We start from the raw sequence: 23,092 nt of genomic DNA, 5'->3' as shown, positions 1-23,092 counted from the left end.
ACCGTGGCACTTCTGGATGAGAGCCAGCAGCATTTGACCAAGAATGTCAGCCTTACGGCTGAAGATGGCCGAAGAGATGTCCAAGATCTTGTACATGGAGAGTCCTTTGAGAATTTCTTCGAGCTGCCTGCTCAAGAGTGCAACGCACCGAGCTGTCCAATCCTCCTGCTCCTCCAGACGGCCATCGAACATGGGAAGAACTTGGGCTGCCATACTGACCTCCTTTGCAGAATGGTTGTTCCCATGTTTATTTATTACAGTTTCTCCCTGTTATCCAGCACTAATTGTACGGTATCAGCGAACCAGATCTTGCCAGCAAAGAACTGGACGGTGGTGCTCATCGAGAGGCCACTTCTTCTTACAGTTCGTAAAAAACGGGGAATGCGCCCTTCCCCTGTTTAGTTCCTACTGCCCAACCCCAAATCCTTTTCTTCCACTTCAATTAATCTGTCGAGATATCTTAGCTTATCGTCAGGGATTCCGACAGGAGACAAAGAGTGTAAATTATTCAATCTATCTCGATACATTACAAGTTTTGGTAATGAGACTATTATATGTTTATTTGTAGGAATTGAATAGAAAGGAACATACTCCGGTACTAGAGATGCATTGTTAGGGAATGCGCCAAAACCCGGCTTGTAGATCGTCACCTCGCAATTCTTCACCCATCTGTGCGGAAACCTGAAGGCCCATGCTCTGTAAGCGTCTATCCTGAATTCCCCGTTTTTGTCCGTCGTAGCATCCCGGGTCTCAACAAACTTCCCTACAAATCCGCCAAACGTAAACATCTCCGTATAGAAGGCGAGAAGTACATATGCACCTTCAACCGGCTCCCCTGTCTGAGTTTCGATCACCTTTCCGTAGTAGGGACCGTACTTGTGTGTAATGGTGCAGGGACCAACCGCATTGAATAAAATGGCTGCCATAATCGTCCCATATATCCACCTTATCGATTTCTCCTGCATCAAGTCACCTCCCGCATATTGATTCGGGCGATCCCCTCGCCCGGACATGAAAAGCTCAAAGGGCTTCCTCTTTCAGGTGTTACGCGGCGCCGGAAGAGGAAATTCCCATTTGGGAGCCTTCCTCGCTCTCATTGTCCACTCTCTTCCCTTCCAATGCCTGTTGGCCTCTAAAACCGGTCCAACCTCCATATCCCGTCTTCATCCAAGACAAAGTAGATGGTGTAGGTGACCGTCACTGCAGACCCATCGATGTTGTGAACCCGACTGATCCGGTATTCCGCTCGATTGCCCTGGGTAGCCACCATCTCAATATCCTGCATTCCCGAGATGATCTGGGGGAGCTCATTTACCAATGCATTGAATATATTCCGATAATTATCCCTTGATTTCTCGCGGAAGTAGCCCAGGGCTTCTTCTACCGCTCCGAGACTCAGTTTGGATTTCATCCCATTCCACTTGGCCTGGAGCAGAACATCCAGTTCCTGCCGGCCGAAGACAACGACGGCAAGCTCATTGGAGCACATCTTTCCCTGAGCGTCCGGAGCCTCCGCAGTGAAGCGGTAAATGCCCTCGCTGGTGATCCTTATGGGATATTCGTCATCATTGCTTTTGAGAAGATACTCGACCGCCCCTGGACCGGTGTGGGTGATGGAAGGCGCTTGAAGCGTGCCTCCGACCGCAAGAACGGTCTCAAAAGGCGCAACACCCCAATAGGCGATGGATCGGATCCGCACACAATCCGCATCTGTTTCGGCATCAATATTGACCGACACCTTCACGCTGTTTCCGTCGATATCCTTTGCACAGGCAACGATTGTGTTCTCTCCCTCTTGAATGGGAACCTCGTTTGCGATGAATTGGTCACCATAGATGACGGCTGGAAGTCCATTGACGGTAACCCCGGTCTGAAGTCCTCTCCTGTGAAGAACGGTTCCTTGAACGAGCACCGTGGAATCCTTCACCAACCCGCCATTCAACGGGGAGGTGATCTCCAGCAATATTGGACCGGTTACCTTGACTGCCACGGCAGCAGTGCCTTCAAGGCCGTTGCCGTCCTCGATGGTGTATGTGAACATGTCGATTCCCTCGAAACTCGACAGGGGTGAATACTTGAGGCATCCATTTCTCTCATCGGCAACCGTGCCGTGGGCAGGCTGGGTATAGCGCGACATGCGCAGCGTATCGCCATCGGGATCCCTGTCGTTTGTGAGGACAGGAATGACGATGGGCACTCCCGATTCCGTTTCGGTTGCATCGTCTACCGCAAAGGGAGGATCATTGACCGGAGTCACGACGATGTTCACGACCGCGGTTGCGGTGGCACCGCAAACGTCGGAAACGGTATAGGAGAAGGTATCGCTGCCGTTGAAATTGGCGGAAGGTGTGTAAACCAGCGCACCATCAGGATTGATGTTCACGCTTCCATGATCGCCCTGTGTCGCATGAACGACGGTCAATGCATGCCCGTCGGCGTCCAAATCGTTCGTGAGTACCCTCACGACTGCAGGGCAGTCCTCCTCGGTGGTGGCGTTGTCATCTTGGGCCACGGGTGATGTATTGACTACGGTGACGGTCGCCGTCGTCGAGGAGGTACCCCCCTGTCCCATGCCCGTGAGGCTATAGGTCACCGTAGACATAGGGGAGACAGGGATCGATCCGCTGGCAGCCACTTCTCCAATCCCAGGATCGATGGTGCAGGTGGATGCACCGTTCGAGGTCCAGGAAAGCAGAGCTGTCTCGCCGGGGCGTATCGATGCCGGGGTGACCGAGAGATTTACCGTGGGCGGCGGATACGTGAAGAGTACCGAAGTATGAGCCAGAGCCGTCTGAAGATAGGAGTCCTCAGCGGATACCCAGATGTCCTGGTAGCCGCTCGCGGGGCTCAAAGTGATGCCGGCCAGAAAATTCCTCCCTGAGACGGTGGCTGGTATTCCGTTCACCCGCACAGACGCCGACGCCTCACTGACAGTTCCCATTACCACGACCGGGCTTGAGTAAATATGGCTGTAAGCTTCGGGGGCGGTTATGGTCACGTACAAAGGAGGCGGCGGTATGCGGACCACACTCAAAGTCCTCTTGGAAATGTTTCCCTCGGGGGTTTCGGCGAGGACTTCCATGACGTTGTTCCCTTCCCTGAGGACTACCGAAGTCGAGTAGCGGCCGTCCGCAGAGACTTGAGCTTCCTGCCCTTTGATGCGAAGGGCTGCAATGGCGCCCACTGCGGAGCCGGCCACCTCGATGCTGGAAGACATCGTGCCGGCATAACCTGATGGGAAGGCAAGCTTCAGCCGGGGAAGCGAAAGGTAAGGGTTGATAGCGTAGGTATGAACTTTGCCTGAATGATAGACGATGGCCTCCGGTCTGCCATCACCGTCCATGTCCCCTGCACCGAGGAGAATTTTCCCATCATCTGCATGAAGTATATCGGGAATGCTCTCGCCGTCTGCATTTCCATAATGCACGACTAAGTGTCCCAGGGCCAAATCGCCAAACCCATCCCCATCGAGGTCTCCCAGCGGCGCGATTGCTCCCCTGTTCAGGGGAAAGGAAAGACTCGGTGCCTCGGCCATATTCGGCCCACCGTAATAGAGGTGTGCGTCACACGATGCCTTTTTGGAGCCCACGACCACATCGCTGAATCCATCTCCATTGAAATCCAGGCCGCCTACAATAGAGCCGTAGCAGTTGGGACCGGAAAAGACGACGGGTGAAATGTGAAGGGATGATCCTCCCAGGACCAGTCGCGCCTCCCCCGTGGGAAGGGATGGATTATCGCAGTCGGCAGAACCCACCACCATGTCCACAATCCCGTCGCCGTTCACATCCCCTGCGGAGGCCAAGGAACGTCCCATAAATTTCATGGCGTCGGGACCTGTGATTTCAACAGTTCGATCTTCGATGCTCTGTCCGCCCAAAAGAACCACAACCCTGCCGCTTCGATCCAATCCTCCCGCAGGAGCGCCTATGGCCACATCCTCGAAACCGTCTCCATTGATGTCTCCCACGTGCGCAATGGATGTCCCCAAGAGCTCGGCCGTTGAAAAAGTGCCCCCATCAGGGCTGTAGGATGCTTTACCGCTGATGGTGAGGACTGGATCCGACCCAATCTGAGCCCCTCCCCTGTAGACATAGACCTTGCCTGCATCCGCAACCACGCGCGGCTTTTTGCCTGCGTCGGCATGAGGGGCGCCGACCACGAGATCGTCGTATCCGTCACGGTCCAGATCCACGAGGGCTAAACTCGAGCCGAACCGCTCCCCGGATTTCTTTACTGTGAGCGTAAGGTCAGGGAGGGTCTGCACACCGGCATCACGATATATCTTGACCTGGTCGGAATCGGGAACGCCGAGAACCAGATCCGCTTTCCCGTCGTGGTCCAGGTCTCCCACAGCTGCAGCCGTTGGAGGAGAAGTAAACAGCGCAGGTTTTCGCTTGACGAGGTCGCTGTAGCTGCTCAGAAGCGTATCGGTGTAGGTCTCCGCCGTTTCAACGGAGTAAGAGCTTTCCACCCCATTGCTGTAAACCGATGTCACCAGGTAGTAATAGGTCACACCCTTCTCAACCTGCCTGTCCGTAAAAGCCGGCTCGCTGCTGGTGAAAAACGCTGTTGGGCTGTAACTCGTGGTGGCAGTGCGTCTGTAAACTCTGTACGTTTCGGCACTTGTACTGTCCCAGATAATATGAATGCAGCCCTCTCCGGAAAGAGAGTGCACATTCCCAGGCGCTTCGACAATCACTATGGCCTCGCCGTCACCGGGAGCCAGAAGGATCAGGAGCATAAGAAGTATTGAAAGCAACCGGATTACAACGGGCACACTGGGAGGAAAGGTCTGAGGTGAGGCATCGATGGTCCGGCATAAAACCTTGAAATCTCGCGACGGAGATGAAGAAACGTCTCTCGGCAGCATATGGCGTTCCTTTCACTGTGGAGGATCGACAAAATCGGTCCATGGTCGTCTCAACGACAAAGTCCCGAAGATCACCCCAAATGAATCGGAAAGGGCTCGTCAAAGCTTTATTCATGAAAGGAAAAAAAACATACAGTACGGGTAGTGGGGAAGGATGTATCTTATGGGATGAGTGATTTCCGCATAGACAAGCTCTACCGGGTGGACCGGACAGGGCTCGTCCACGCCAGGACAAAGAAGGGGGCGGATTGACGTTGACTCAAGCGTTTCATCTGTTATTTTCATTAGAAGAAAAGAGAGATTATGGCACTGTTGACTTTCGACACATTGAAATTTTTGAAAAAACTCCGTAAATCAGGCTTCAATGAAGATCAAGCGGAAGCTCTTTCAAAAGCACTCAAGGAAGCACAGCAAGCCAGCATTGAAGATCTTGCCACCAAATCCGACTCGCGTGAACTGGAACTTCGTCTCACCATAAAACTGGGCACCATGATGGCAGGCTCTATCGCGATCGTCGCTGCCCTGGTAAAACTTCTCTGATTTTTTCATGCAGTGAGAAAAATAGCGAAGCTCTTTACTTGTTAACTTGACACACGTGCCTCGGAGTAAATCGGCCACCCGTTCGACCGACTATACAAAAAGGATGGGATGGATCTGGTTAAAGTTAAAAAGCCAAGGGCGACCCCATTTTCTCAGGGGGGCTCTTTTCGGCTTCACCGACTTCAAAGGACAAGGGCTCGTGGTTCCTGCCGTTCAACAGGGGCTTCAATGACGGCGCGGGCAAACGGTACCGGATACAGCACTCGGCTGGAAGCGGCAAGAGCAATTCCATCGCGTGGCTGGCGCACCAATTGATCGGGTGAGAACGTAGGGGCAGACCCCAGTGTGTGCCCTAACATTCTGTGTTTGCCCTGGCGATGGGCAGACACTGGGGTCTGCCCCTACATTCGTTTCGGTCATCGTGGTGACCGACCGCCGGGTGCGGGACAAACAGAAGGGGGATACCATCAAACAGTTCGCCCAGGTGTCGGCGACGGTCGGCCACGCCGTGAGAAGCGGCGATCTGCGGCGCTTCCTGCGCGAAGGCAAAAAGATCATCATCTCGACGGTTCAGAAGTTCCCGTTCATCCTGGACGAGATCGGACACGAGCACCGGGGCCGGAAGTTCGCCATCATCATCGACGAGGCGCACTCCAGCCAGGGCGGGCGCACGTCGGCGAAGATGAACATCGCGCTGGCACCTCGCACGGCCGAGCGAACGGTCCCCCCAAACGCACGAAGGCATGTTGATGGCGGCGGAAGATCGGCGGGCAGGCGCGGGCCATGGTCATCTGCAGCGGCATCCAACGGGCGATCCAGTACTTCCATGCGGTGTCGGCGTACCTGGCCGAGCGCAAGAGCCCGTACAAGGCCATCGTCGCCTTCTCCGGCGAGCACCAGGACAGCGGTCGGCGGGTGACCGAGGCGACGCTGAACGAATTCCCCAGCGCCCAGATTGAGAAGAAGTTCCAGCAGGACCCGTATCGGTTCCTGATCGTGGCAGACAAGTTTCAGACCGGCTACGACGAACCGCTGCTGCACACCATGTACGTGGACAAGATGCTTTCCGGCATCAAGGCGGTGCAGACGCTGTCGCGGCTGAACCGGGCGCATCCGCAGAAGAGCGACACGTTCGTGCTCGACTTCATGAACGACGCCGACACGATCACAATGGCCTTCGCCGACACCTACCGCACCACGGTGCTCAGCGAAGAGACCGACCCCAACAAGCTGCACGATCTGAAGGGCACGATCGAGTGCTACCAGGTCTACGCGCCCGACCAGGTGCGGCACTTGGTCGAGCTGTTCCTCGGTGGCGCGGACCGCGACAAGCTGGACCCGATCCTCGACGCCTGCGTGGCGGTCTACAACAGCGACCTCGACGAAGACGGACAGGTCGACTTCAAAGGCAAGGCCAAGACGTTCGTGCGGACCTACCAGTTCCTGGCGTCAATCCTTCCGTATACGAACCGCGACTGGGAAGAGCTGTCGATCTTCTTGAACTTCCTCATCCCCAAGCTCCCGGCCCCGGTCGAGGAAGACCTGTCGAAAGGCATTCTCGAAGCCATCTACATGGACAGCTATCGCAACGAGGTCAAGGAGACGCTGAAGCTGACCCTGGCCGACGAGGATGGCGAGGTCGGCCCCGTGCCCCCCAGCGGCGGCGGGCGCAAGCCCGAGCCGGAACTGGACCGGCTGAGCAACATCATCAAGGCGTTCAACGACCAGTTTGGCAACATCGACTGGAAGGACGCCGACCGCATCCGCCAGGTAATCGCCGAGGAGATTCCCGGCAAAGTCGCGACCGACAAGGCGTACCAGAACGCCAGGAAGAACAGCGACAAGGCAGCAGCACGCCTGGAGCACGACCGGGCACTGCAAAAGGTGATCATCGGCATGCTGACCGATCACACGGAGCTGTTCAAGCAGTTCAGCGACAACCCCAGCTTCAAGAAATGGCTGTCAGATACGATTTTTGGCGTAACCTATGAGGAAGATGTTTGAGAGCAATGCCCCGTGAGCAAGTCGGACGCCCAAGGAGCCGAAGCCATAAAAGAGAATGGGAAGAACTTGAATTAAGGTAGTTAATTAATGATGATCCACCATTCCGAATGGATAACGTGTGAATAAAGCTAGTAAAAACGTGCCTGCTTGAAAGAGCAATATTCATGTTGGGCGGAGGTTACCGCCCCCCCCCGGTCGACAGCAGTGCCGAAGTAATCAGCCGAATCGCCTTGGTACGTGATCCGTATGCCAGATGATGTATGAGGGGGGTGGCCGCGAGGTCCCTCCCTATCCCGATTATCCTTCCCAAACGGGCGTCGCTTTAAGAGGGATTGACAGCCTGTAGCCATACGGCTACAATTAAATTATGATTGAGATCCGTAAAACCGATCTATACGGTAACTGGCTCGATAGTTTGAGCGACATCCGTGCGCGTGCTCGTATCTTGGCACGGGTCGAGCGGCTGGCTACGGGAAATCCGGGAGACGTAAAGCCCGTAGGTGAAGGCGTTTCGGAATTGCGGATCGATTACGGACCCGGTTACCGGGTGTATTATAAAAAGCACGGGCGGGAGCTGGTAATTCTCCTTGCTGGCGGCGACAAGCATACCCAGGCCAGTGACATCAGGACTGCCTTGCGCCTCGCCCGCAATCTATAGGAGCCTGTCATGAGCAGAACAGTCACTACTCGCTACGATGTTGCCGAACATCTTCGTACATCAGAGGAAATGGCTGCATACCTTGAAGCTTGCATGGAAGAAGCTAATGGGGATGCCGCGTTCATTGCCAAGGCATTGGGAGATATAGCACGCGCCAAGGGCATGAGTCAGGTGGCACGGGACGCTGGCTTGTCCCGCGAAAGTCTGTATAAGGCACTATCCGGGGAGAGAAGCCCCGGTTTTGATACGATTCTCAAGGTCATAAGAGCACTGGGTTTGAAACTGCATGCTGAAGCAATCTTGATCGATTCTGCTGTGGCCGAACAAAAAAATGCAGCGGACAGCGAATCCATGGATGCGTAAAAGCAAATGGTTTTTCTCCATGTTTTAAGCACTTACGCCTCCACTGATTTTGGGCGTTACACCTGCAACCTGGAGTGAATATGAGCCGTTGGGCAATACCTGACTGGCTCGAAGTGGAGGTGAAGGCGCGAGATAAGGCCTGCGTCTATTGTGGCACCCAACTGATTGAGCAGGTGCCTCCCCAGGGACCCCGGAAAGCAGTGGCTACCTGGGAGCACATCATCAACGACGCAAACCTTGTTACTCGTGAGAATATTGCCCGTTGTTGCGTGGCGTGCAACTCAAGCAAGGGAACAAAGAGGCTCGCGGATTGGCTAAAGTCGAGTTACTGTAAGAAGCACGGCATCAACAAGGATACGGTTGCGGAAGTTGTCAAAGATTCTTTGCGGGCTAATCCCTGAAACGCTTGAGGCTCGGACGCAACAGCAGGGAGTTGGAATCCTCCGATGAAGTTCGAACGGGATCCAAAAAAGGCAGGTAGCAACCTGAAGAAACACGGAGTCTCTTTTGAAGCGGCGGTGACCGTATTCTATAACCCCTTTCGGCTACCTTTGACGATCCAGACCATTCCGTCACCGAAGCTCGCTTTATAACCATCGGTCATTCCACGGACAATCGGTTACGCTTTGTCCCTCATTCAGATCAAGAGCAAACCATTCGGATCATCAGCGCACGAATTGCGACCGCGCATGAGAGGATGCGTCATGAAGACCAAACATAAAGAACCCACGGATGAGTTGCGCCCAGAATATGAATTTGACTACTCAAAGGCCGTCCGCGGTAAATATTATCGACGACTTTTGGCCGAAGGCGCAAATATCGTGGTGCTCGACGCAGACATCGCAGAAGCCTTTCACGATTCAGAGGCCGTGAACACGGCATTGAGATCGCTTCTCGATCTGACCCGCTCCACCCAGCGCCTAAACGCGTCGCTCCAGCGGACCCTCAAAAAGCGCGGGCCGATGAACTCTCTTTTGAATTAAACCGCTTCGCGGTCAGACAAATGGGGGCGCTCTTGTCTTATTAACTTGAAACACGTGCCTCTCAGTAAGTCGGTCACCCGTGGGACCGACAATGCAAAAAAGGATGGGATGGACTTGGTTAAAGTTAAAAAGTTAAGGGCGTCCCTTTTTTTATTATTGAATTTCTCCTTGTGCACGATTTTATAACTCTTGCAACAGGCAAGGTTCATCATGATCGGGAACCGCGTGAGAGCGAAGAGCGTGTTTTCACATGGTTCATTCTCGGAAAAACGAACTCTCCGCACCCGCGCAAGATCAAGGAAGGATAAATGGAAATGCCCACTATTTCGCTCTTTTATGGGATTATCATTAGGATGTTCTTTCGAGATATCGAGAAGCATCATGTGCCACACATCCACGCTGACTACCAAGGGAAAGTTGCTGTGTACTCAATCCCTGACGGAACAGTGCTGGCTGGTGAGTTGCCACCGAATAAGCACAAGCTCGTTATCGCGTGGATCGAGATTCATCAGGAAGATCTACTTGCCAACTGGAGCCTGGCTGTAAACGGCAAGAAACCATTTCCAATTAGAGGACTGGACCAATGAGAATAGCAAGAGTGTCTCCAAAGCCAAATTTGATATTATCAATCGTGGCAGACGACGGACGTATTGGCAATTTTGATGTCCGCCCCTATCTAGAATATGAGGCTTTTAAACCTCTTAAAGACTACACCGAATTTCAGAAGGTGTTCAACGGCGGATACTTTGTTGAATGGGATTGCGGTGCGGATTTATCAGCAGACACCATTGAGGCACGATGGCAGATTGTTGGTAAAGCAAACCAACAGACGGCAGCCTAACGAATGGCCTGAAGCGGACGCGAAGGATCGAACCATTTCAGATCTCGTGAACGAGGCTGTCAGGCTGAGGCTTGCTGAAGATGCTGAAGACTTGCTCGCCTTTCAGGAACGGGGACCCGAACCTAATTTGAGTCTCGAAAAGGTCCTCAAGGATCTAAAGTTAAAAAGTTAAGGGCGTCCCCTCATTATACGGTGGTGTTCGTCCCCACGAAATAAAATCCCCCCTGCCCCCCCTTTGATAAAGGGGGGGAACGCAACTCCTCCCCGTTTATCAAAAGGGGATTGGGGGGATTTTCATGGTAATATTTGCTCCATCTATGGATGACCATGGAGCAGATTCAAACCATTCCGACCGGCTGCCGGCCGAGGCTTAACGCTCCACTTGGTCAATGGCGGAAAGCTGCCATTTGGGGGAGCCGATATCACGGCAGAATGTCCAGAACTCCTGGAACTTCACCGGGTTGAGCTTGTCGCCTTCCAGCACCTCGCGGGTCGTCGCATCCACCGTGTAGTCGAGGAGGTTGGCGGTAAAGAGAACCGTGATGTAGTCCTTGCCCTGTTCCTGCCAGGCTTCGGACAGCTCCACTTTTCGGATGGCAATGTTTTCCAGGCGGTTGATCACGCCTTTTTGCTTCAGGGACTCGAATTCCCGGCGGAAGAATTCACTCATTTCCGGCGTCAGGATGCTTTCAATCCCATCCAGGCTGCGGTTGGTCCACCCGGCCTGAATGCGGAAGAAAAGGTCCTGCACGGTCTCTTTGAACCGGTCCTCGTCGAAGGACGGGTCATTCCGCTTGATGGGGTCCAGTCCCCGATCGAGCTCCCCATAGCCGGGAGCGGCTCCTTGAAAGGAAGTGGCACCTCCGCCATACGGAACATCCCGCTGCGGATAACCCGAGGTGCTGTCCGACTGGGGGAAGGGCCCGTCGGAATAGTAGCCCGAGGCCGAAGCCTGCTGCATACGGCGCTTTTTGAGGAACCTGTAGCCGAAGTAGAGGAGCCCCGCCAGGAGTGCGATCTCCAGGAATCCTATTCCCCCACCTCCGCCGCCCCCCGCCGCGGCATGGCCCGTACCGCCGAAAAGAAGACTGCCGAGCATACCGCCTGCGAGCCCTCCGGCCAACCCCTGCATGAAGGGGCTACGGCTGAAGAACCCACCGGAAGGCTGAGCGGCGCTGCCGGTCATGGGATTTCTCCCCGGCATGCTCATGCCCGGTGAACCGGGAGAAGTGCTCGAGGGCATCTGTGGCGAAGAGAAGCTCTTGCTGCCGCGGCTTCCCATGGACCGCCCGCCTCCGGCTCGCGCCCAGGCGCTCGACTCGATAAAGGTCGCCATCCCAAAGAAAAACAGGGTCGAAAACACCAGTATCCAAGGCTTTTTGCCGATCATTCGTACCATCCTTTCCTCACTCGTTTTCATGTTTCAGCTTTGGAGCATTCCCAGTGACTCGCTTTTACTCGCTCCTACTGCGAAAAAATCACTTCAAGGAGCCGTCCCTCCGCCCTCTTGTACAAGGGGGCGAAATGAACGATACAGCTCTATGAAATCCGTCGCGCAAACGGCCTTAGGTAGTGCAACCGAGATGCCAGGTTAACGAGTCCGGGGAATTTCAGGCGATAGCCCCGCAAGGTCGTGGGGGACGCCGGGCAATGTTGCTGATTTGATATCGCCTCGGTGAAAACCGGAGCCCGGAAAGGCTTTATTTTCCTGTATTCCGGCTTTCGCCGGAATGACGAAAGTTGGTTAAGGCAACCGGTAACTTTTCAGAGAAACAACATTGGGGATACCGGGGAGGAGTGAACAAAATGTTCAATGGGAGAATCATTTCTTTCAATGCCTGAACACTTTGTTCCATGCTGGCGATCCCGACGGGGCAGACATGAATGGAATTGGGAAGAAGACGGCCATGGGACAGGGAAGGAAAGGCGGGCTTGCGACATCCCAAGCGCCTGGGAGCACGCCTGCAGGCTTCCTGCCGGGGGTGGACGCGGATCAGTCGGACGATTCCACCAAAAGGTTGTATTCACTGATTTTTCGTCGCAGCGTGGGACGGCTGATTCCCAGGATCTTACAGGCCTCCCCGTAATTGCCCCGCGTGTGCTTCAGCACTTTCATGATGTGTGCCCTTTCGACCTCCTCGAGGCTCTGCAGCACTTCCTGTTCATCCGGATTGGGTGCAGCCTCGGACTGCGCTTTCCGGGGCTGCTCCTTTTTTTCGAGCCAGTTTTCATTGAGCTCGAGAATTTCGCCCTTGGAAAGGATCATCCCGCGGCGAAGCACATTTTGAAGCTCCCGCACATTCCCCGGCCAGTCGTAGGACTTCAGCGCCTCGAGATGCGCCTTGGGAATGCGGGAGACTCGCTTGCCCATCTCTTCATTCAAGAGATGAACGAAATACTCCGTGAGAGGAACGACATCCTCCACGCGCTCCCGCAGCGGGGGAATTCGGATGACAAAAACCTTCAGGCGGAAGTAGAGGTCTTCCCGGAAGGTGCTCTCGCGGACCATGACCTCCAGGTCCCGATTGGTGGCGGCAATGATGCGGGCCTGCATGGGAAGGGTTTTCAGCCCCCCCACCCGTTGAAACTCCCGCTCCTGGAGAACTCTCAAGAGCTTGGCCTGAAGCTCCAGGGGAAATTCCCCGATCTCGTCCAGGAACACGGTTCCTTTGGCGGCGATCTCCAGCTTGCCGATTTTGCGCTGGGCTGCGCCGGTGAAGGCTCCCCGCTCGTGGCCGAACAGCTCGCTTTCCAGGAGATTTTCCACGATGGCGGCACAATTGATGGCCACGAAAGGCTCGTCGGGGGCCGACTCCTGGTGGATGGCCTGTGCCACCATTTCCTTTCCCGTCCCCGTTTCCCCCTCCAGGAGCACGCTGGCAGGGGTTTGGGCAACCTGGGCAATGGCCTTGATGACCTCGAGCATCGCTTTGCTGCGCCCGATGATCTGGTTCGGCTTGTAGGACTTGGAAACGACGTGGCTCACTCTTGCCAGCCGCTCCCGCTCGGCCTTTTGGATGAGTATCTTTTCCAGCAGCAGATCGAGGGCATCGAGATCGATGGGCTTGTACAGGTAATCGGCGGCCCCCAGGCGGATGGCTTTGAGGGTCGCCTCCGTATCATGAAAGGCGGTGATCATGACGACTTCCCCCTCAAGCGCTTCTCTCTTGGCATTTTCCAACACTTCGGGGCCGTCCATGTCCGGGAGCTGTACGTCCAGGAGCACCAGGTCGGGCTCCTCCCGCCGCCAGCCCTCAAAGGCTTCATGCCCCGTACGATAAGTCGTTACCTCGTAGTTCTTGCCGCGGAAATAAAGCTCGAGGGTGCGTGCCAGGGAGGCATCGTCATCGACGATCATGATGCGCTTCATTCGGCGCCTCGCACGCTGGGAAAAGTGAGGCGCACGCTGGTCCCCTTCCCTTCCTCGCTTTCAACGGAAATGCTCCCGCGGTGCGCCTCCATGATCTTCTTCACAATGGCGAGCCCCAGCCCCGTTCCTTTTGTCCTGGTGGTGAAAAAGGGCTTGAAGACGATCTTGAGATTCCGCGGCGAGATGCCCACACCCCGGTCAGCCACCACAAGGGTCAGGCCGGCCCCGGAAGGGCTCTCCTCGATGGCGGCCGAAACGCGGATTTGACCGCCCTCAGGGGAAGCTTCCAGGGCGTTCTTCAGAACATTGATCAGCACCTGCTCGATCTTGTCCGGATCGCCGATGATGGGCGGGAGGTCCGGCGGCAGCTGCTGCTCGACCTGGACATGTTTCCCCCCTAGCTCGCCCTCGAGCTCCTGGAGGCACCGATCGACCAGGGTCGGGACCGAGACATCCTTCTTTTGAATCTCCAACGGCTTGCTGTAGTTGAGAAGCTCCGAGAACATCCGCTCCATCTGCACCACCTGGTCGAAAGCGATCTCGTAGTGTTCATGGAGCACGGTTTCCTTGCCGAGGGCGCGCCCGATGATCTGCAGGTTGAGCCGGATGGAGGAGAGGGGACTCCGCATCTCGTGAGCCACCGAAGCGACCAGCTCCCCGATCGCCGCCATCCGCTCCGAGCGCAGGAGCTGCTCCTGGGCTGCAATGAGCTCATCGTAAGCCTTTTGAAGCGACTCCTCCTTCCGGTGCAAAGAAGCGATGGACTCCCCCAGTCGCTGCGCCATGGTATTGAAGCTGGCGGCGAGCCTTCCTACTTCATCTTTGCTGGAAAAGGGGATCTTCTGCTGCAGGTCCCCTTCGGCCATCCGCTCCGCGGCGTCCGCCACCTGGACGATGGGCATGGAGACCCGCCGGCTGACGGCGAAAGCCATGAGGAGGCAAACGATCCCCACAAGACCCGAGGTGCAGATGCCGATGGTCTTGATCCAGGCCAGCGGCCACATGATTTCGCTCGTTTCCATTTCCGCCAGGATGCCCCATTGGTAGCGCGGCATCCAGGCATAGGAGCCCAGCACCTCACGGCCGACATAATTGTCATAGACCGCCGTCCCCTTCCTTTCCTGCAAAGCGGACCGTATCCCATGGGTATCGAAGCTCTGCTCGGCAGTCTCGTCCCAGTCCAGGAAGCGGGATTCGGAGATGATCCGGCCATCCTTGTCGACCAGGTAGGTTTCCCCCGTCTCGCCGAGGCCGATCCGCTCCACCATGATGGGATCGACGGTCCTGGAGAGGTCGAGAACCGCCACGATGAAGGCAAGGGTCCTGTTGTCCGGGCCGTTGATCTTTGCCGCAAGCTGAACGTGCCAGCCCTCCTTTTCGGGATGCTGGTAGACGGGGCCCAGCACCGGCTTGTCGCTCGATCGCAGCCGTTCGATCACTTCCTGTTCCTGAGAGCCCGGGGTGCCCACGAGATCGGGGTGGGTGGAAGAAAGCACTCGTCCGCTGGGGAGCAGGATATAGATATTTTCATAAGAAGGCGAGGTGCCCTCGATGAGCGCGAGGGTGTCCTTCAGGAGGATTGCAGGGCTTTCCGAGGGAGAAGCCTTACTCTCATGGTATCTCCGACACGCTTCCCGAATAACGGGGAGACGAGCCAGGATCTCGACGTCGTCCAATCGTTCCTGGAGCCAGGAATCCAGGTGGTTGGCCTTGCTTTCGGCTATGGTGGCCATGTGCTGGAAAGCAAGAGTCGTGAGGGTCTTCCTGGCCAGGATATAGCTCTCGTAGCCCATGATCCCGATGGGGATCACCACGATGAGCATGATGGCCAGGAAAAAGCGATGGGAGATCTTTCTCCTCAGTTGAAGCATGTCTGTTCCCTGTAAAGTGCCCGAGCTCCACGCAGCGGTGTATCAGCTCTATCAGGAAGGACTGCCGAACGAAAGGGAACCTGCCTCCGCAACGGAGGGGCAAATCGCCGCCGCATCCCCGGCACGGTTGATCTCTTCAAATTATACAGTGAGAACGGGCAGATCCCCCTGCTGCACATTCCACAAGCGTGCATAGGCGCCATTTTTTATCAGCAAATCTTCGTGCGTACCGCTTTCCAGTATTCTGCCCCTGGCTATAAGGAAAATCCGGTCGGCATCCGTGATGGTGGAGAGCTGGTGTGTCACGATGACTGTGGTCTTCCCATGGCTCAAACGCTGCAGAGCGGCCATGACCTTCTGCTCGGATGCCGCATCCAATCCGGTGGTCGGCTCATCCAAAAGCACCAGGGGACTGTCCCTCAGAATGGCCCGTGCAATAGCCAGGCGACGCTTCTGCCCCCCTGAAAGCCCGGCGCCTCCCTCCCCCAGCGAGGTGTCGTAACCCTGGGGGAATTCCTGTATGAATTCATCAGCCTCAGCTGCTTTTGCAGCCTGAATGACCTCTTCAGTAGTGGCTTCGGGTCGGGCCAGAGCGATATTCTCTCGAATGGTCATGTTGAAAATGAAAGAATCCTGAAGCACTATGGCCATTTGTCTGCGCAAGGACGAAAGGGTGAAACGGCGGATGTCTGTTCCATCGAAAAGCACCTGCCCTTGCCAGGGATCATAAAGCCTCATAAAAAGCGAGAGAATGCTGGATTTGCCACTCCCTGAATCTCCCACGAACGCGACCTTTTGACCGGGGAGCACTTCCAAATTCACATCTTCCAGGATCGGCTGATGGGGCAGGTACCCGAAGGTAACCCCGCGAACGGAAATATGGCCGCGAAAAGGCGGGGCGGAGACGGCGTCCGGGGATTCCGCAGCTCCCATGTGATACGGGTCCATCTTCATGATTTCTTCAATGCGCTCAAGGGCGGTCGAAGATTTAGCCAAGCGCCCGGTGAATTTGCTGATTTCCCGAATGGGTTTAAAAAGGCTGTTGAGATAGGCGAGAAAAACCAGGAGTTGCCCCACAGTCAGGCAACCGTGCAGGATGCGGAGAACTCCGACAAAAAGGATCACCAGGGCAGTTACCCCTACGAGCAGATCCATCGAGGCGGTGAGCATTCCCTGAAAGCGGCCGGCGGCAACCCCGTACAGGGCGCTTTCCTTACCGGCTTCGATGAATTCCTCCAAAACATCCTCTTCCAGGCAAAGTGTCGCCACGGCCTTGTGATAATAGAGGGCTTCCTGGACGCTGGAAGCCATGGCTCCCTCCACGGACCGCTGTCTTCGGATGGCATCCCGTGTGCGGCGTGTCAGGAGCATATTGGCCCAATAAATTATGGGAATCACCAGGATGAAGGTAAGAGCGTAAATCCAGTCGAGGGTAAAGCTCACCACCAGGATACCCAGAATGGTGGGGACGCTGCGAACGCCAATGGTCAGGAGGCCCTCGAGTAAATCTTGCAGGTCCGCAGTATCCCTGGAAATGCGGCTGGTGAGATCACCCGTCTGGGCGGTTTCGAAAAAAACTTGAGGTAGAACAATGAGATGCGAAAAAAGTCTGCGGCGGACATCCAGTACGACCTGCTGCCCCAGGCGGACCAGAAGGGAGTTTTGGAAGTAGAGGAGCGCGGCGTTCGACAGGTAGAAAAGGGTGAGCAATCCGATGTTCCTGTAGAGGAAGTCGAATTCATCGGATTCCAGGAAACGCTCCATGGAAGAGAGGATAAATCGGAAGAGGCTGTATTTTACGGCAGGGTCGTGACTGTGGACGCCACTTCGGCCAATTTCGTCGATGATCGTCTGTACAGGCCAGGGCAAAAGGAGCGTCAAAACAGACTGCCCCCCCAGGGCCATCGCCACCAGTAGAAGCACACCCCAGTGCTCCTTTGCGACGAGACGTATCTGGGAGCTCTTGAAAACTCCAACTTTGCGGGATTTCGATTGTGTCAATGCTGGAGACTCCTACTTTCTGCCGGCGATTTCCAAAGGATGACTCCACTTATGCTGACCTTACCGCCACAGGGGGATCGCTGACGGCGCTCTATATTGTCCGTTTTGACAATGGTCCTGCGTGATTATTATAGACTAAATGAAATTCCCACTACCCAACCAAAAACGAAAGGAAGGATCAGCATGAAAGATATCATAGGAGTTGCCTGGTTCACCGATGAATTCACCTACCGCAGGGCGCTCGAGATCGTTGCCGATCGCGACAATATGCCCGCCACGTATGAAGACTGGAAAGCGCTTGTCCGCAGGCAATGTGAATTGATCAAGGAGAGCGGTAATATCGCCATCCGCGCGGACATCGATCCGGAAACCTTCGGCGATTGGTGCAGATCGCGTGGTTTTCAACCCGATGCCAGGGGAAGGACGGCATTCGCCAACCATATCGTGATCGAGTATCAAAAGACCGGCGTAGGAACGTTCATTGAATAACCGGTAAGCTGTTTCAAGACAAGCCTCGGCGCCGGCTCGCTCAGGCAGAATGGAATTGAGCCTTCAGCCTCTGGCTTATGTTTGAAGAATGACTATTCTATCTGTCGAAGGCGGCGTTTGAAGATCCGCATATTGGTTCAAGATCTTTAAAAAAAGCAGGCATGAGGAGTGGCGGGCCACACCGAGACTCATTTCAGTCGATTGGAAATGAGGGGAGCTCAGGGAACCGACCCCTCACAGAAGCCTGAGAAGAAAGGATCCGGAATGAGCTCAAAACCTATTTTCAGCATACTCCTTACCGGTTTGGTTTCATTTTGTATATTTCAGACATCACCTGATCTGCCGAGGCTGGAAGGATTGAATGTTTCCTGGGCTGCTGGTTCTCCTGAAAAAGCTGGGAATCAGACAGCAAATTCTTCCCTGGAGGCCGGAAAGAAGATCAAACTCGATGACAGTCACTATTTCATCTACGGGTTTGAGAAAAAACCGAAGATGGGCACGAACATCCTCAAAATTCAGGTTTTCAACAGTGACGCCAAGCGTGATACTTCGTACGAAATTACAGGAAGCTCGGGCATGCCCTCCATGGGAAGCGCGCACGACACTGGGGAGCAGCCTTTCAAGCTGAACAAGCAGGGCGATTACCTGCTCCCCGTGGATGTGGTCATGCCCGGTGAGTGGGAAGTCGAGCTACAGTTTTTTAAAGACAAGATGCCGATCTTTTCCGGAAAGGTAAATTTCGATGTTTAGCATGGTCGCTCTCCTGGCTTTGAGCCTGGTGTTTGCCGTGGACTGTGCCTTTGCCGGCAATTACCTGCTTTACCTGGAAGCACAGGGAGTGGCGGGTTATTCCTCTCAGGCGAGCCAGCCCATCTATTATTCCATGGACCCCATGGATGTGATGCAAAAGTCTGGAGTCGGCTTCGACTATCTGCAGCGTTTCTCGGGAGAAAAGGGCGACTGGGGAGCACTGGCCATCCAGGGCCGAGCGGTCTACAGCGGCGCCTTCGACGAGGACAGCCACGATGAGCTGCAACTCCAGCTCTACAACGCTTATTTCAAATATAAAGCGGGGGTCGCCGATGTTTGGCTGGGGCATAATCGTATTCCTTTTGGCCTCGGGTCTTACCTGGACAGCCACGCCCTCCTCCTCCAGCCCCTCGCCATGCGGGGGTACGGTTATGACCGAGACTGGGGCGTGGGGGCAAGCCACGATTTTCAATGGGGCGATGCATCGTTGGCCTTGAGCACCGGTTCAGGCATGCGCCTCGATTTCGACGGCAATTACCTCGTTTCTGGAAGGGTCTCCAAGGGGGTTCTCAGCCAGGACAACTACAACATCGGTATCTCTACATCTATCGGGCAACCTCTCGACACCATGGGTTACGAGAAAGTGATGCCGGATCCTGTGGAAACCCGGCTCGTCGGAACCGATATGACTTACCTGTGGAACCGCCTGGAAAACCGCTTCGAAGCCGCCGTAGGAGAGAAAGATGACCAGGAAACATATGCGTTTCTCTGGCGGGTCGGCCTGAATTTTCTGGAGGAAGACAGACTCAAGCTGGAAGCTCAGCCGGTTTACAAGAAAGTTTACGGTGAAGGGAGCTACGAGATTTCGGGGGCTGTGACGTACAAGCTCACTTCGGACATCACTCTCAGAGGCATGTATACGTACGATGACGGCTTCGATGACAATCGGATCGTCTTCCAGCTCTACTGGTACCACAGGGTTCTTTAGCTTTTGAGGCTTTACTGGAAAGGCGACGCACGTAAACCATGAACAGCGGGGGTGCTGATATGCATAAAAAAACTCGTATCCTTTGGCTATTGTTTCTTCTGCTGGTTTTGCCGGCTCGGGAGTCCCGGGGAGCGGTGGGCTGCGACCTGAACGATCCCGACCGGGATGTGGCGAGGCTCTTTCCCGGCTCCACGGGCTTTAAGACCAATTACGTATCTATAGACAAAAAAGGAGGCCCTGCCCTCCTGGCTCAAATTGAAGACCGGCTGGGAGACCAGTTTCAGGGGCTCTATGAAACCATCGATGTACCGTACACCCTCTACGAGGTCTTCAAAGGGAAAGAAAAGATCGGGTATATCCATGGAGTCAACGAAAAGGGCCAGTATGGGGGACTCCAGGTGTTCCTGGCCCTGGACCTCAATGGGGTCATCAAGACGTTCTACTTCCAGAAGTTGACGTCAAAATACGGCAGGGAGCTCCGAGATTCCACGTTTGGCGATCAATTCGTGGGACTGAGTCTGAAAGACTTCTACCGCTACGATGTGAAAACAGGCAGTACAGGGGGAGATGCCGCCCTGGAAAAGATCAAGAACCCTGTCCCCGAAGCGGAGCCGGATTTCAAAGCTGCCTTGAGGGCAACGAAGAAAAACCTGATTCTGGTGGATGAGTTCATTCTGGACAATAAATATCTACCGTATCACCAGGCGGCTGGAGGCACAAAATCATGATCAACATCTTCCAGGTAGCCTATAAAAATCTGCTTCGCAAGAAAGCCCGCAGCGCTCTCACCATTGTAGGCATCGCCCTCGCGGCGTGGGTGCTGGTGAGTCTCCTGGGCTTCAACCGGGGTTACGAAATGTCCCTGAACCGGGACATCGATAACCTGGGCTTTCAGATACTGGTCACGGCCAAGGGCTGCCCCTATGAGGCGGCGACTCTGATGCTGAAGGGAGGCACAGGACTGCGCTACATGAAGGCAGATGTGGTGGCGCAGATTTCAAAAGAGCCCGAGGTGGATGAAATCACCCCCATGCTCATGCAGGCCGTCTTTGACCCCAACAAGGGAGAAAGCGGCGGTTACAGCGCCTACCTGGGTGTAGACCCTGCCACCTTTCCCAAAATGAAGAGTTTTCTGGAATTCAAGCAGGGCAAGTGGTTTACGGACCCGGAAGCCCTGGAGGCAGTCATGGGGTATGAAGCCGCGGAGCTGGAGCAACGTGAAGTGGGTGATCCACTTCTCATCACCGAGAAGAATGTGGAAGTTAAGGTTGTCGGCATACTCAAGCGCACAGGGACCCAGGATGACGGCACCATTTTCCTCCCGTTGAAAATGGTTCAGAAGACCTTCGACAAAACCGACGATCTCACGGGCATTGGGATCAAAGTTAAAAAAGAAGCCAGCATATCGAAATTGGAGGATAAATTATATCAGCTGCCCGATGTCCAGGTGGTCAGCATGTCTCAGGTCAAGCAGACCATCATGACTCTGGTTTCCACGGCAAAGGTGATGGTTTTCTCCATCGCACTCATTGCCATCCTCATCTCTGTGGTGGGAGTCGTCAACACCATCCTCATGTCCGTCATGGAGCGTCTGCAGGAAATCGGAATCCTCAAGTCCATGGGAGCCACTGCATGGGACATCTTCAAGCTCATCTGGCTTGAAACGCTCATCCTCTGCATCAGCGGCGGTGTCATCGGGGCCTTTTTCGCCCTCGGCACCGCCAGGCTCACGGACGTGCTCATACGCCGCCTCCTGCCCTATGCTCCGAGCGGCGGTCTCGTGCAGATCAACCCCTCGCTGGTGCTGCTGACCTTTGGAATCGTTATCCTCATTGGATTGCTCAGTGGGGTTTATCCTTCCTGGAAAGCCGGAAGGGTACGTCCTCTCGAAGCAATCAGAAGCCAGGTGGAATGATGAGCCAAACATCTCCCATAGTGCTGGAGGCCCATGACCTGGTCAAGATTTTTCACAGGGGCAGCGAAGACATACCGGCCATAAACCATGTGTCTCTTTCCATCCGTGAGGGAGAGTTTGTGGCTTTTGTCGGGCCATCCGGCTCGGGAAAGACGACGCTGATCAACATCCTGGGCTGCCTGGACAATCCTACTTCGGGCAAGCTCTCCCTGGACGGGCGGGTCGTGGTAGACGAAGGCCGGGTACTGTCGGAATCCGCTCTCACCAAGGTCCGGCGGGACATATTCGGGTATATTTTTCAGAAATTCTATCTCATCCCCACCCTGACGGTGCAGGAAAACGTTCTGCTCCCCTTCACTTTCTACAGGAAGCCCGGGGCGGACGCCGAGGTGGGAAGAATCCTCAAGCTCCTGGGAATCGACCATCGCAAGGACCATCTGCCGGGGGAAATTTCCGGGGGAGAGATGCAACGCGTGGCCATCGCCCGGGCTCTGATCAATCGCCCCAGAATCCTCCTGGCCGATGAACCCACGGGCAACCTGGACACACGGAGAAGCGAAGAAATCGGGGAGCTCCTGAAGGGGCTGAATCGCCGGGAAGGGCTGACGATCATCCTGGTGACACACAATCCCGCTCTCGCCAACATCGCCGACAGGATCATCGAGCTCAGGGATGGGGCGATCTACAAGGAATCATGGAGCAGCAACAGGGAGGCATGAGCGCCCGGTGAGCTCATGCCCCTTGATCGCGGTAGCGCTCCATGATCTCATCCCGCGTCAGGAGGGATTCCACCAGGGGCACCTCCTTCGAGATATTTTCCCTTCCGTTCATTTCCTGCCGGTCTACAAGGACCACGACTTTCACCACCTCGAGCCACGCCTGTCGGCAGGCGGCGATGGCCTGGAGGGTGGACCCGCCGGTGGTGATGACATCGTCCACGACTGCGACGCGGTCGCCGGCGCTGACTTTCCCCTCGATGAGACTCACGATCCCGTGGTCTTTCTGTTTTTTCCGGACCACGAACGACTGGATGGGCTGTCCCTTCAGCCAGGAGGTGTAGGCCACGGCGTTGGCAATGGCGTCCGCTCCCAGGGTCAGCCCCCCGATGGCGGCCACGTTCAGGTCTTTCACCGCCTCGAAGACGAGGTTCCCGATGAGCACCTGCCCTTCGGGGTCCAGGGTGACGCGCTTGCAATTGAAATAAAATTGACTCATTCCCCCCGATACCAGCTTAAACGAAGGGGTTTCGGAAAAACGGAATGCATATTTCAGGACCAGGTCCTTCAGACGATCTCTCATACTTTCGAATCCTTGCTGATTGTCCATATGTTCTTTTGTATTCCCCACATCTGTTTTCTTCAGCGCAAGTCTGCGCCCGTCAGCGTCCTCAGCGTGCCGCTTTTTGAACGTCCAACCGGGAGACGCTCCCAATGTTGTTGACTCAAC

The 23,092-nt window shown here is 55.2% G+C and carries 21 protein-coding genes and 3 pseudogenes; 16 read left to right on the top strand and 8 right to left on the bottom strand.

The annotated features are described in order from the left end of the window. The 3 genes from MWC30_RS16190 to MWC30_RS16180 form a co-directional block, all read right to left on the bottom strand. Positions 1 to 213: hypothetical protein (locus tag MWC30_RS16190; RefSeq protein ID WP_244085240.1), on the bottom strand; the 213-nt coding region annotated here is incomplete at its 3' end. A gap of 185 nt (positions 214 to 398) precedes the next feature. After that, positions 399 to 965, bottom strand: coding sequence for a hypothetical protein (locus MWC30_RS16185; protein ID WP_244085239.1), 567 nt, complete (start codon positions 963 to 965; stop codon positions 399 to 401). 167 nt (positions 966 to 1,132) lie between these two features. Then, positions 1,133 to 4,873, bottom strand: coding sequence for an Ig-like domain-containing protein (locus tag MWC30_RS16180; protein WP_244085238.1), 3,741 nt, complete (start codon positions 4,871 to 4,873; stop codon positions 1,133 to 1,135). Positions 4,874 to 5,176: 303 nt separating this feature from the next. Here MWC30_RS16180 and MWC30_RS16175 point away from each other — a divergent pair, with 303 nt between their 5' ends. From MWC30_RS16175 to MWC30_RS23055, 10 genes and pseudogenes are all read left to right on the top strand, one after another. Then, positions 5,177 to 5,413: a CCDC90 family protein gene (locus MWC30_RS16175; protein WP_244085237.1), complete on the top strand. Its 237-nt coding sequence runs from the start codon at positions 5,177 to 5,179 to the stop codon at positions 5,411 to 5,413. Positions 5,414 to 5,640: 227 nt separating this feature from the next. Then, positions 5,641 to 7,417 (top strand): annotated as a pseudogene (locus MWC30_RS23065) (DEAD/DEAH box helicase family protein); the annotation flags it as partial. Between the two features lie 367 nt (positions 7,418 to 7,784). Next, entirely contained in the window at positions 7,785 to 8,075 is a 291-nt protein-coding gene (locus MWC30_RS16165) for a type II toxin-antitoxin system RelE/ParE family toxin (protein WP_256461268.1), read from the top strand. 9 nt (positions 8,076 to 8,084) lie between these two features. After that, a complete protein-coding gene (locus MWC30_RS16160) occupies positions 8,085 to 8,438 on the top strand; it encodes an addiction module antidote protein (protein WP_244085234.1) in 354 nt (117 codons plus the stop codon). An 80-nt stretch (positions 8,439 to 8,518) separates the two neighbouring features. After that, entirely contained in the window at positions 8,519 to 8,839 is a 321-nt protein-coding gene (locus tag MWC30_RS16155) for a hypothetical protein (protein ID WP_244085233.1), read from the top strand. 45 nt (positions 8,840 to 8,884) lie between these two features. Further along, positions 8,885 to 9,159 (top strand): annotated as a pseudogene (locus tag MWC30_RS23060) (BrnT family toxin). After that, positions 9,143 to 9,421: a hypothetical protein gene (locus MWC30_RS16150; protein ID WP_244085232.1), complete on the top strand. Its 279-nt coding sequence runs from the start codon at positions 9,143 to 9,145 to the stop codon at positions 9,419 to 9,421. The pseudogene MWC30_RS23060 and the gene MWC30_RS16150 overlap by 17 nt, the downstream one beginning before the upstream one ends. Positions 9,422 to 9,735: 314 nt before the next feature. Continuing rightward, a complete protein-coding gene (locus MWC30_RS16145; RefSeq protein WP_368860871.1) occupies positions 9,736 to 10,008 on the top strand; it encodes a DUF4160 domain-containing protein in 273 nt (90 codons plus the stop codon). Continuing rightward, the gene (locus MWC30_RS16140) at positions 10,005 to 10,262 is read left to right on the top strand and encodes a DUF2442 domain-containing protein (RefSeq protein WP_244085230.1); all 258 of its coding nucleotides are present in this window, start codon (positions 10,005 to 10,007) and stop codon (positions 10,260 to 10,262) included. Before MWC30_RS16145 ends, MWC30_RS16140 begins: the two co-directional genes overlap by 4 nt. A gap of 28 nt (positions 10,263 to 10,290) precedes the next feature. Beyond that, positions 10,291 to 10,434 (top strand): annotated as a pseudogene (locus tag MWC30_RS23055) (CopG family transcriptional regulator); the annotation flags it as partial. 198 nt (positions 10,435 to 10,632) lie between these two features. Here the strand turns inward: MWC30_RS23055 and MWC30_RS16135 are convergent. The 4 genes from MWC30_RS16135 to MWC30_RS16120 all read right to left on the bottom strand — a co-directional run bounded on the left by MWC30_RS16135 (position 10,633) and on the right by MWC30_RS16120 (position 17,504). Then, positions 10,633 to 11,652: a Tim44 domain-containing protein gene (locus MWC30_RS16135; RefSeq protein ID WP_244085229.1), complete on the bottom strand. Its 1,020-nt coding sequence runs from the start codon at positions 11,650 to 11,652 to the stop codon at positions 10,633 to 10,635. Between the two features lie 603 nt (positions 11,653 to 12,255). Beyond that, on the bottom strand, positions 12,256 to 13,632 hold the full coding sequence (locus tag MWC30_RS16130) for a sigma-54 dependent transcriptional regulator (protein WP_244085228.1): 1,377 nt from the start codon (positions 13,630 to 13,632) through the stop codon (positions 12,256 to 12,258). Beyond that, positions 13,629 to 15,503 (bottom strand): ATP-binding protein, encoded by a 1,875-nt coding sequence (locus MWC30_RS16125; protein ID WP_244085227.1) that lies wholly within the window; start codon positions 15,501 to 15,503, stop codon positions 13,629 to 13,631. Before MWC30_RS16125 ends, MWC30_RS16130 begins: the two co-directional genes overlap by 4 nt. Positions 15,504 to 15,644: 141 nt before the next feature. Beyond that, a complete protein-coding gene (locus MWC30_RS16120; protein ID WP_244085226.1) occupies positions 15,645 to 17,504 on the bottom strand; it encodes an ABC transporter ATP-binding protein in 1,860 nt (619 codons plus the stop codon). A gap of 183 nt (positions 17,505 to 17,687) precedes the next feature. Here MWC30_RS16120 and MWC30_RS16115 point away from each other — a divergent pair, with 183 nt between their 5' ends. The 6 genes from MWC30_RS16115 (at position 17,688) to MWC30_RS16090 (ending at position 22,365) form a co-directional block, all read left to right on the top strand. Then, positions 17,688 to 17,993, top strand: a complete 306-nt coding sequence (locus MWC30_RS16115; RefSeq protein ID WP_244085225.1) for a hypothetical protein — start codon at positions 17,688 to 17,690, stop codon at positions 17,991 to 17,993. Between the two features lie 207 nt (positions 17,994 to 18,200). Continuing rightward, a complete protein-coding gene (locus MWC30_RS16110; protein WP_244085224.1) occupies positions 18,201 to 18,743 on the top strand; it encodes a hypothetical protein in 543 nt (180 codons plus the stop codon). After that, entirely contained in the window at positions 18,736 to 19,731 is a 996-nt protein-coding gene (locus MWC30_RS16105; protein ID WP_244085223.1) for a hypothetical protein, read from the top strand. Before MWC30_RS16110 ends, MWC30_RS16105 begins: the two co-directional genes overlap by 8 nt. A gap of 59 nt (positions 19,732 to 19,790) precedes the next feature. Further along, on the top strand, positions 19,791 to 20,459 hold the full coding sequence (locus MWC30_RS16100; RefSeq protein WP_244085222.1) for a hypothetical protein: 669 nt from the start codon (positions 19,791 to 19,793) through the stop codon (positions 20,457 to 20,459). After that, on the top strand, positions 20,456 to 21,646 hold the full coding sequence (locus MWC30_RS16095) for an ABC transporter permease (protein WP_244085221.1): 1,191 nt from the start codon (positions 20,456 to 20,458) through the stop codon (positions 21,644 to 21,646). Before MWC30_RS16100 ends, MWC30_RS16095 begins: the two co-directional genes overlap by 4 nt. After that, positions 21,643 to 22,365, top strand: a complete 723-nt coding sequence (locus MWC30_RS16090; RefSeq protein WP_244085220.1) for an ABC transporter ATP-binding protein — start codon at positions 21,643 to 21,645, stop codon at positions 22,363 to 22,365. Before MWC30_RS16095 ends, MWC30_RS16090 begins: the two co-directional genes overlap by 4 nt. A gap of 13 nt (positions 22,366 to 22,378) precedes the next feature. Here MWC30_RS16090 and pyrE read toward each other — a convergent pair whose 3' ends face one another. Continuing rightward, complete coding sequence (pyrE, locus tag MWC30_RS16085; RefSeq protein ID WP_244085219.1) at positions 22,379 to 22,945, bottom strand: orotate phosphoribosyltransferase; 567 nt, start codon at positions 22,943 to 22,945, stop codon at positions 22,379 to 22,381. Positions 22,946 to 23,092: the final 147 nt, after the last annotated feature.

Origin of the sequence: Desulforhabdus sp. TSK, from assembly GCF_022836495.1 — a bacterium.
GTDB lineage: Bacteria > Desulfobacterota > Syntrophobacteria > Syntrophobacterales > Syntrophobacteraceae > Desulforhabdus.
Note: the sequence above shows the minus strand (reverse complement) of the source record. Positions and strands in the feature narration are given on the sequence as shown.

Excerpts from the sequence above, each read along its gene's own strand:
- MWC30_RS16115 (WP_244085225.1), top strand. The coding sequence starts at position 17,688 with ATGAAAGATATCATAGGAGTTGCCTGGTTCACCGATGAATTCACCTAC.
- MWC30_RS16130 (WP_244085228.1), bottom strand. The coding sequence starts at position 13,632 with ATGAAGCGCATCATGATCGTCGATGACGATGCCTCCCTGGCACGCACC.
- MWC30_RS16145 (WP_368860871.1), top strand. The coding sequence starts at position 9,736 with ATGCCCACTATTTCGCTCTTTTATGGGATTATCATTAGGATGTTCTTT.
- MWC30_RS16155 (WP_244085233.1), top strand. The coding sequence starts at position 8,519 with ATGAGCCGTTGGGCAATACCTGACTGGCTCGAAGTGGAGGTGAAGGCG.
- MWC30_RS16165 (WP_256461268.1), top strand. The coding sequence starts at position 7,785 with ATGATTGAGATCCGTAAAACCGATCTATACGGTAACTGGCTCGATAGT.
- MWC30_RS16160 (WP_244085234.1), top strand. The coding sequence starts at position 8,085 with ATGAGCAGAACAGTCACTACTCGCTACGATGTTGCCGAACATCTTCGT.
- MWC30_RS16175 (WP_244085237.1), top strand. The coding sequence starts at position 5,177 with ATGGCACTGTTGACTTTCGACACATTGAAATTTTTGAAAAAACTCCGT.
- MWC30_RS16180 (WP_244085238.1), bottom strand. The coding sequence starts at position 4,873 with ATGCTGCCGAGAGACGTTTCTTCATCTCCGTCGCGAGATTTCAAGGTT.
- MWC30_RS16150 (WP_244085232.1), top strand. The coding sequence starts at position 9,143 with ATGAAGACCAAACATAAAGAACCCACGGATGAGTTGCGCCCAGAATAT.
- MWC30_RS16095 (WP_244085221.1), top strand. The coding sequence starts at position 20,456 with ATGATCAACATCTTCCAGGTAGCCTATAAAAATCTGCTTCGCAAGAAA.
- MWC30_RS16100 (WP_244085222.1), top strand. The coding sequence starts at position 19,791 with ATGCATAAAAAAACTCGTATCCTTTGGCTATTGTTTCTTCTGCTGGTT.
- MWC30_RS16090 (WP_244085220.1), top strand. The coding sequence starts at position 21,643 with ATGATGAGCCAAACATCTCCCATAGTGCTGGAGGCCCATGACCTGGTC.
- MWC30_RS16140 (WP_244085230.1), top strand. The coding sequence starts at position 10,005 with ATGAGAATAGCAAGAGTGTCTCCAAAGCCAAATTTGATATTATCAATC.
- MWC30_RS16185 (WP_244085239.1), bottom strand. The coding sequence starts at position 965 with ATGCAGGAGAAATCGATAAGGTGGATATATGGGACGATTATGGCAGCC.
- MWC30_RS16110 (WP_244085224.1), top strand. The coding sequence starts at position 18,201 with ATGAGGGGAGCTCAGGGAACCGACCCCTCACAGAAGCCTGAGAAGAAA.
- MWC30_RS16125 (WP_244085227.1), bottom strand. The coding sequence starts at position 15,503 with ATGCTTCAACTGAGGAGAAAGATCTCCCATCGCTTTTTCCTGGCCATC.
- pyrE (WP_244085219.1), bottom strand. The coding sequence starts at position 22,945 with ATGAGAGATCGTCTGAAGGACCTGGTCCTGAAATATGCATTCCGTTTT.
- MWC30_RS16135 (WP_244085229.1), bottom strand. The coding sequence starts at position 11,652 with ATGATCGGCAAAAAGCCTTGGATACTGGTGTTTTCGACCCTGTTTTTC.
- MWC30_RS16105 (WP_244085223.1), top strand. The coding sequence starts at position 18,736 with ATGTTTAGCATGGTCGCTCTCCTGGCTTTGAGCCTGGTGTTTGCCGTG.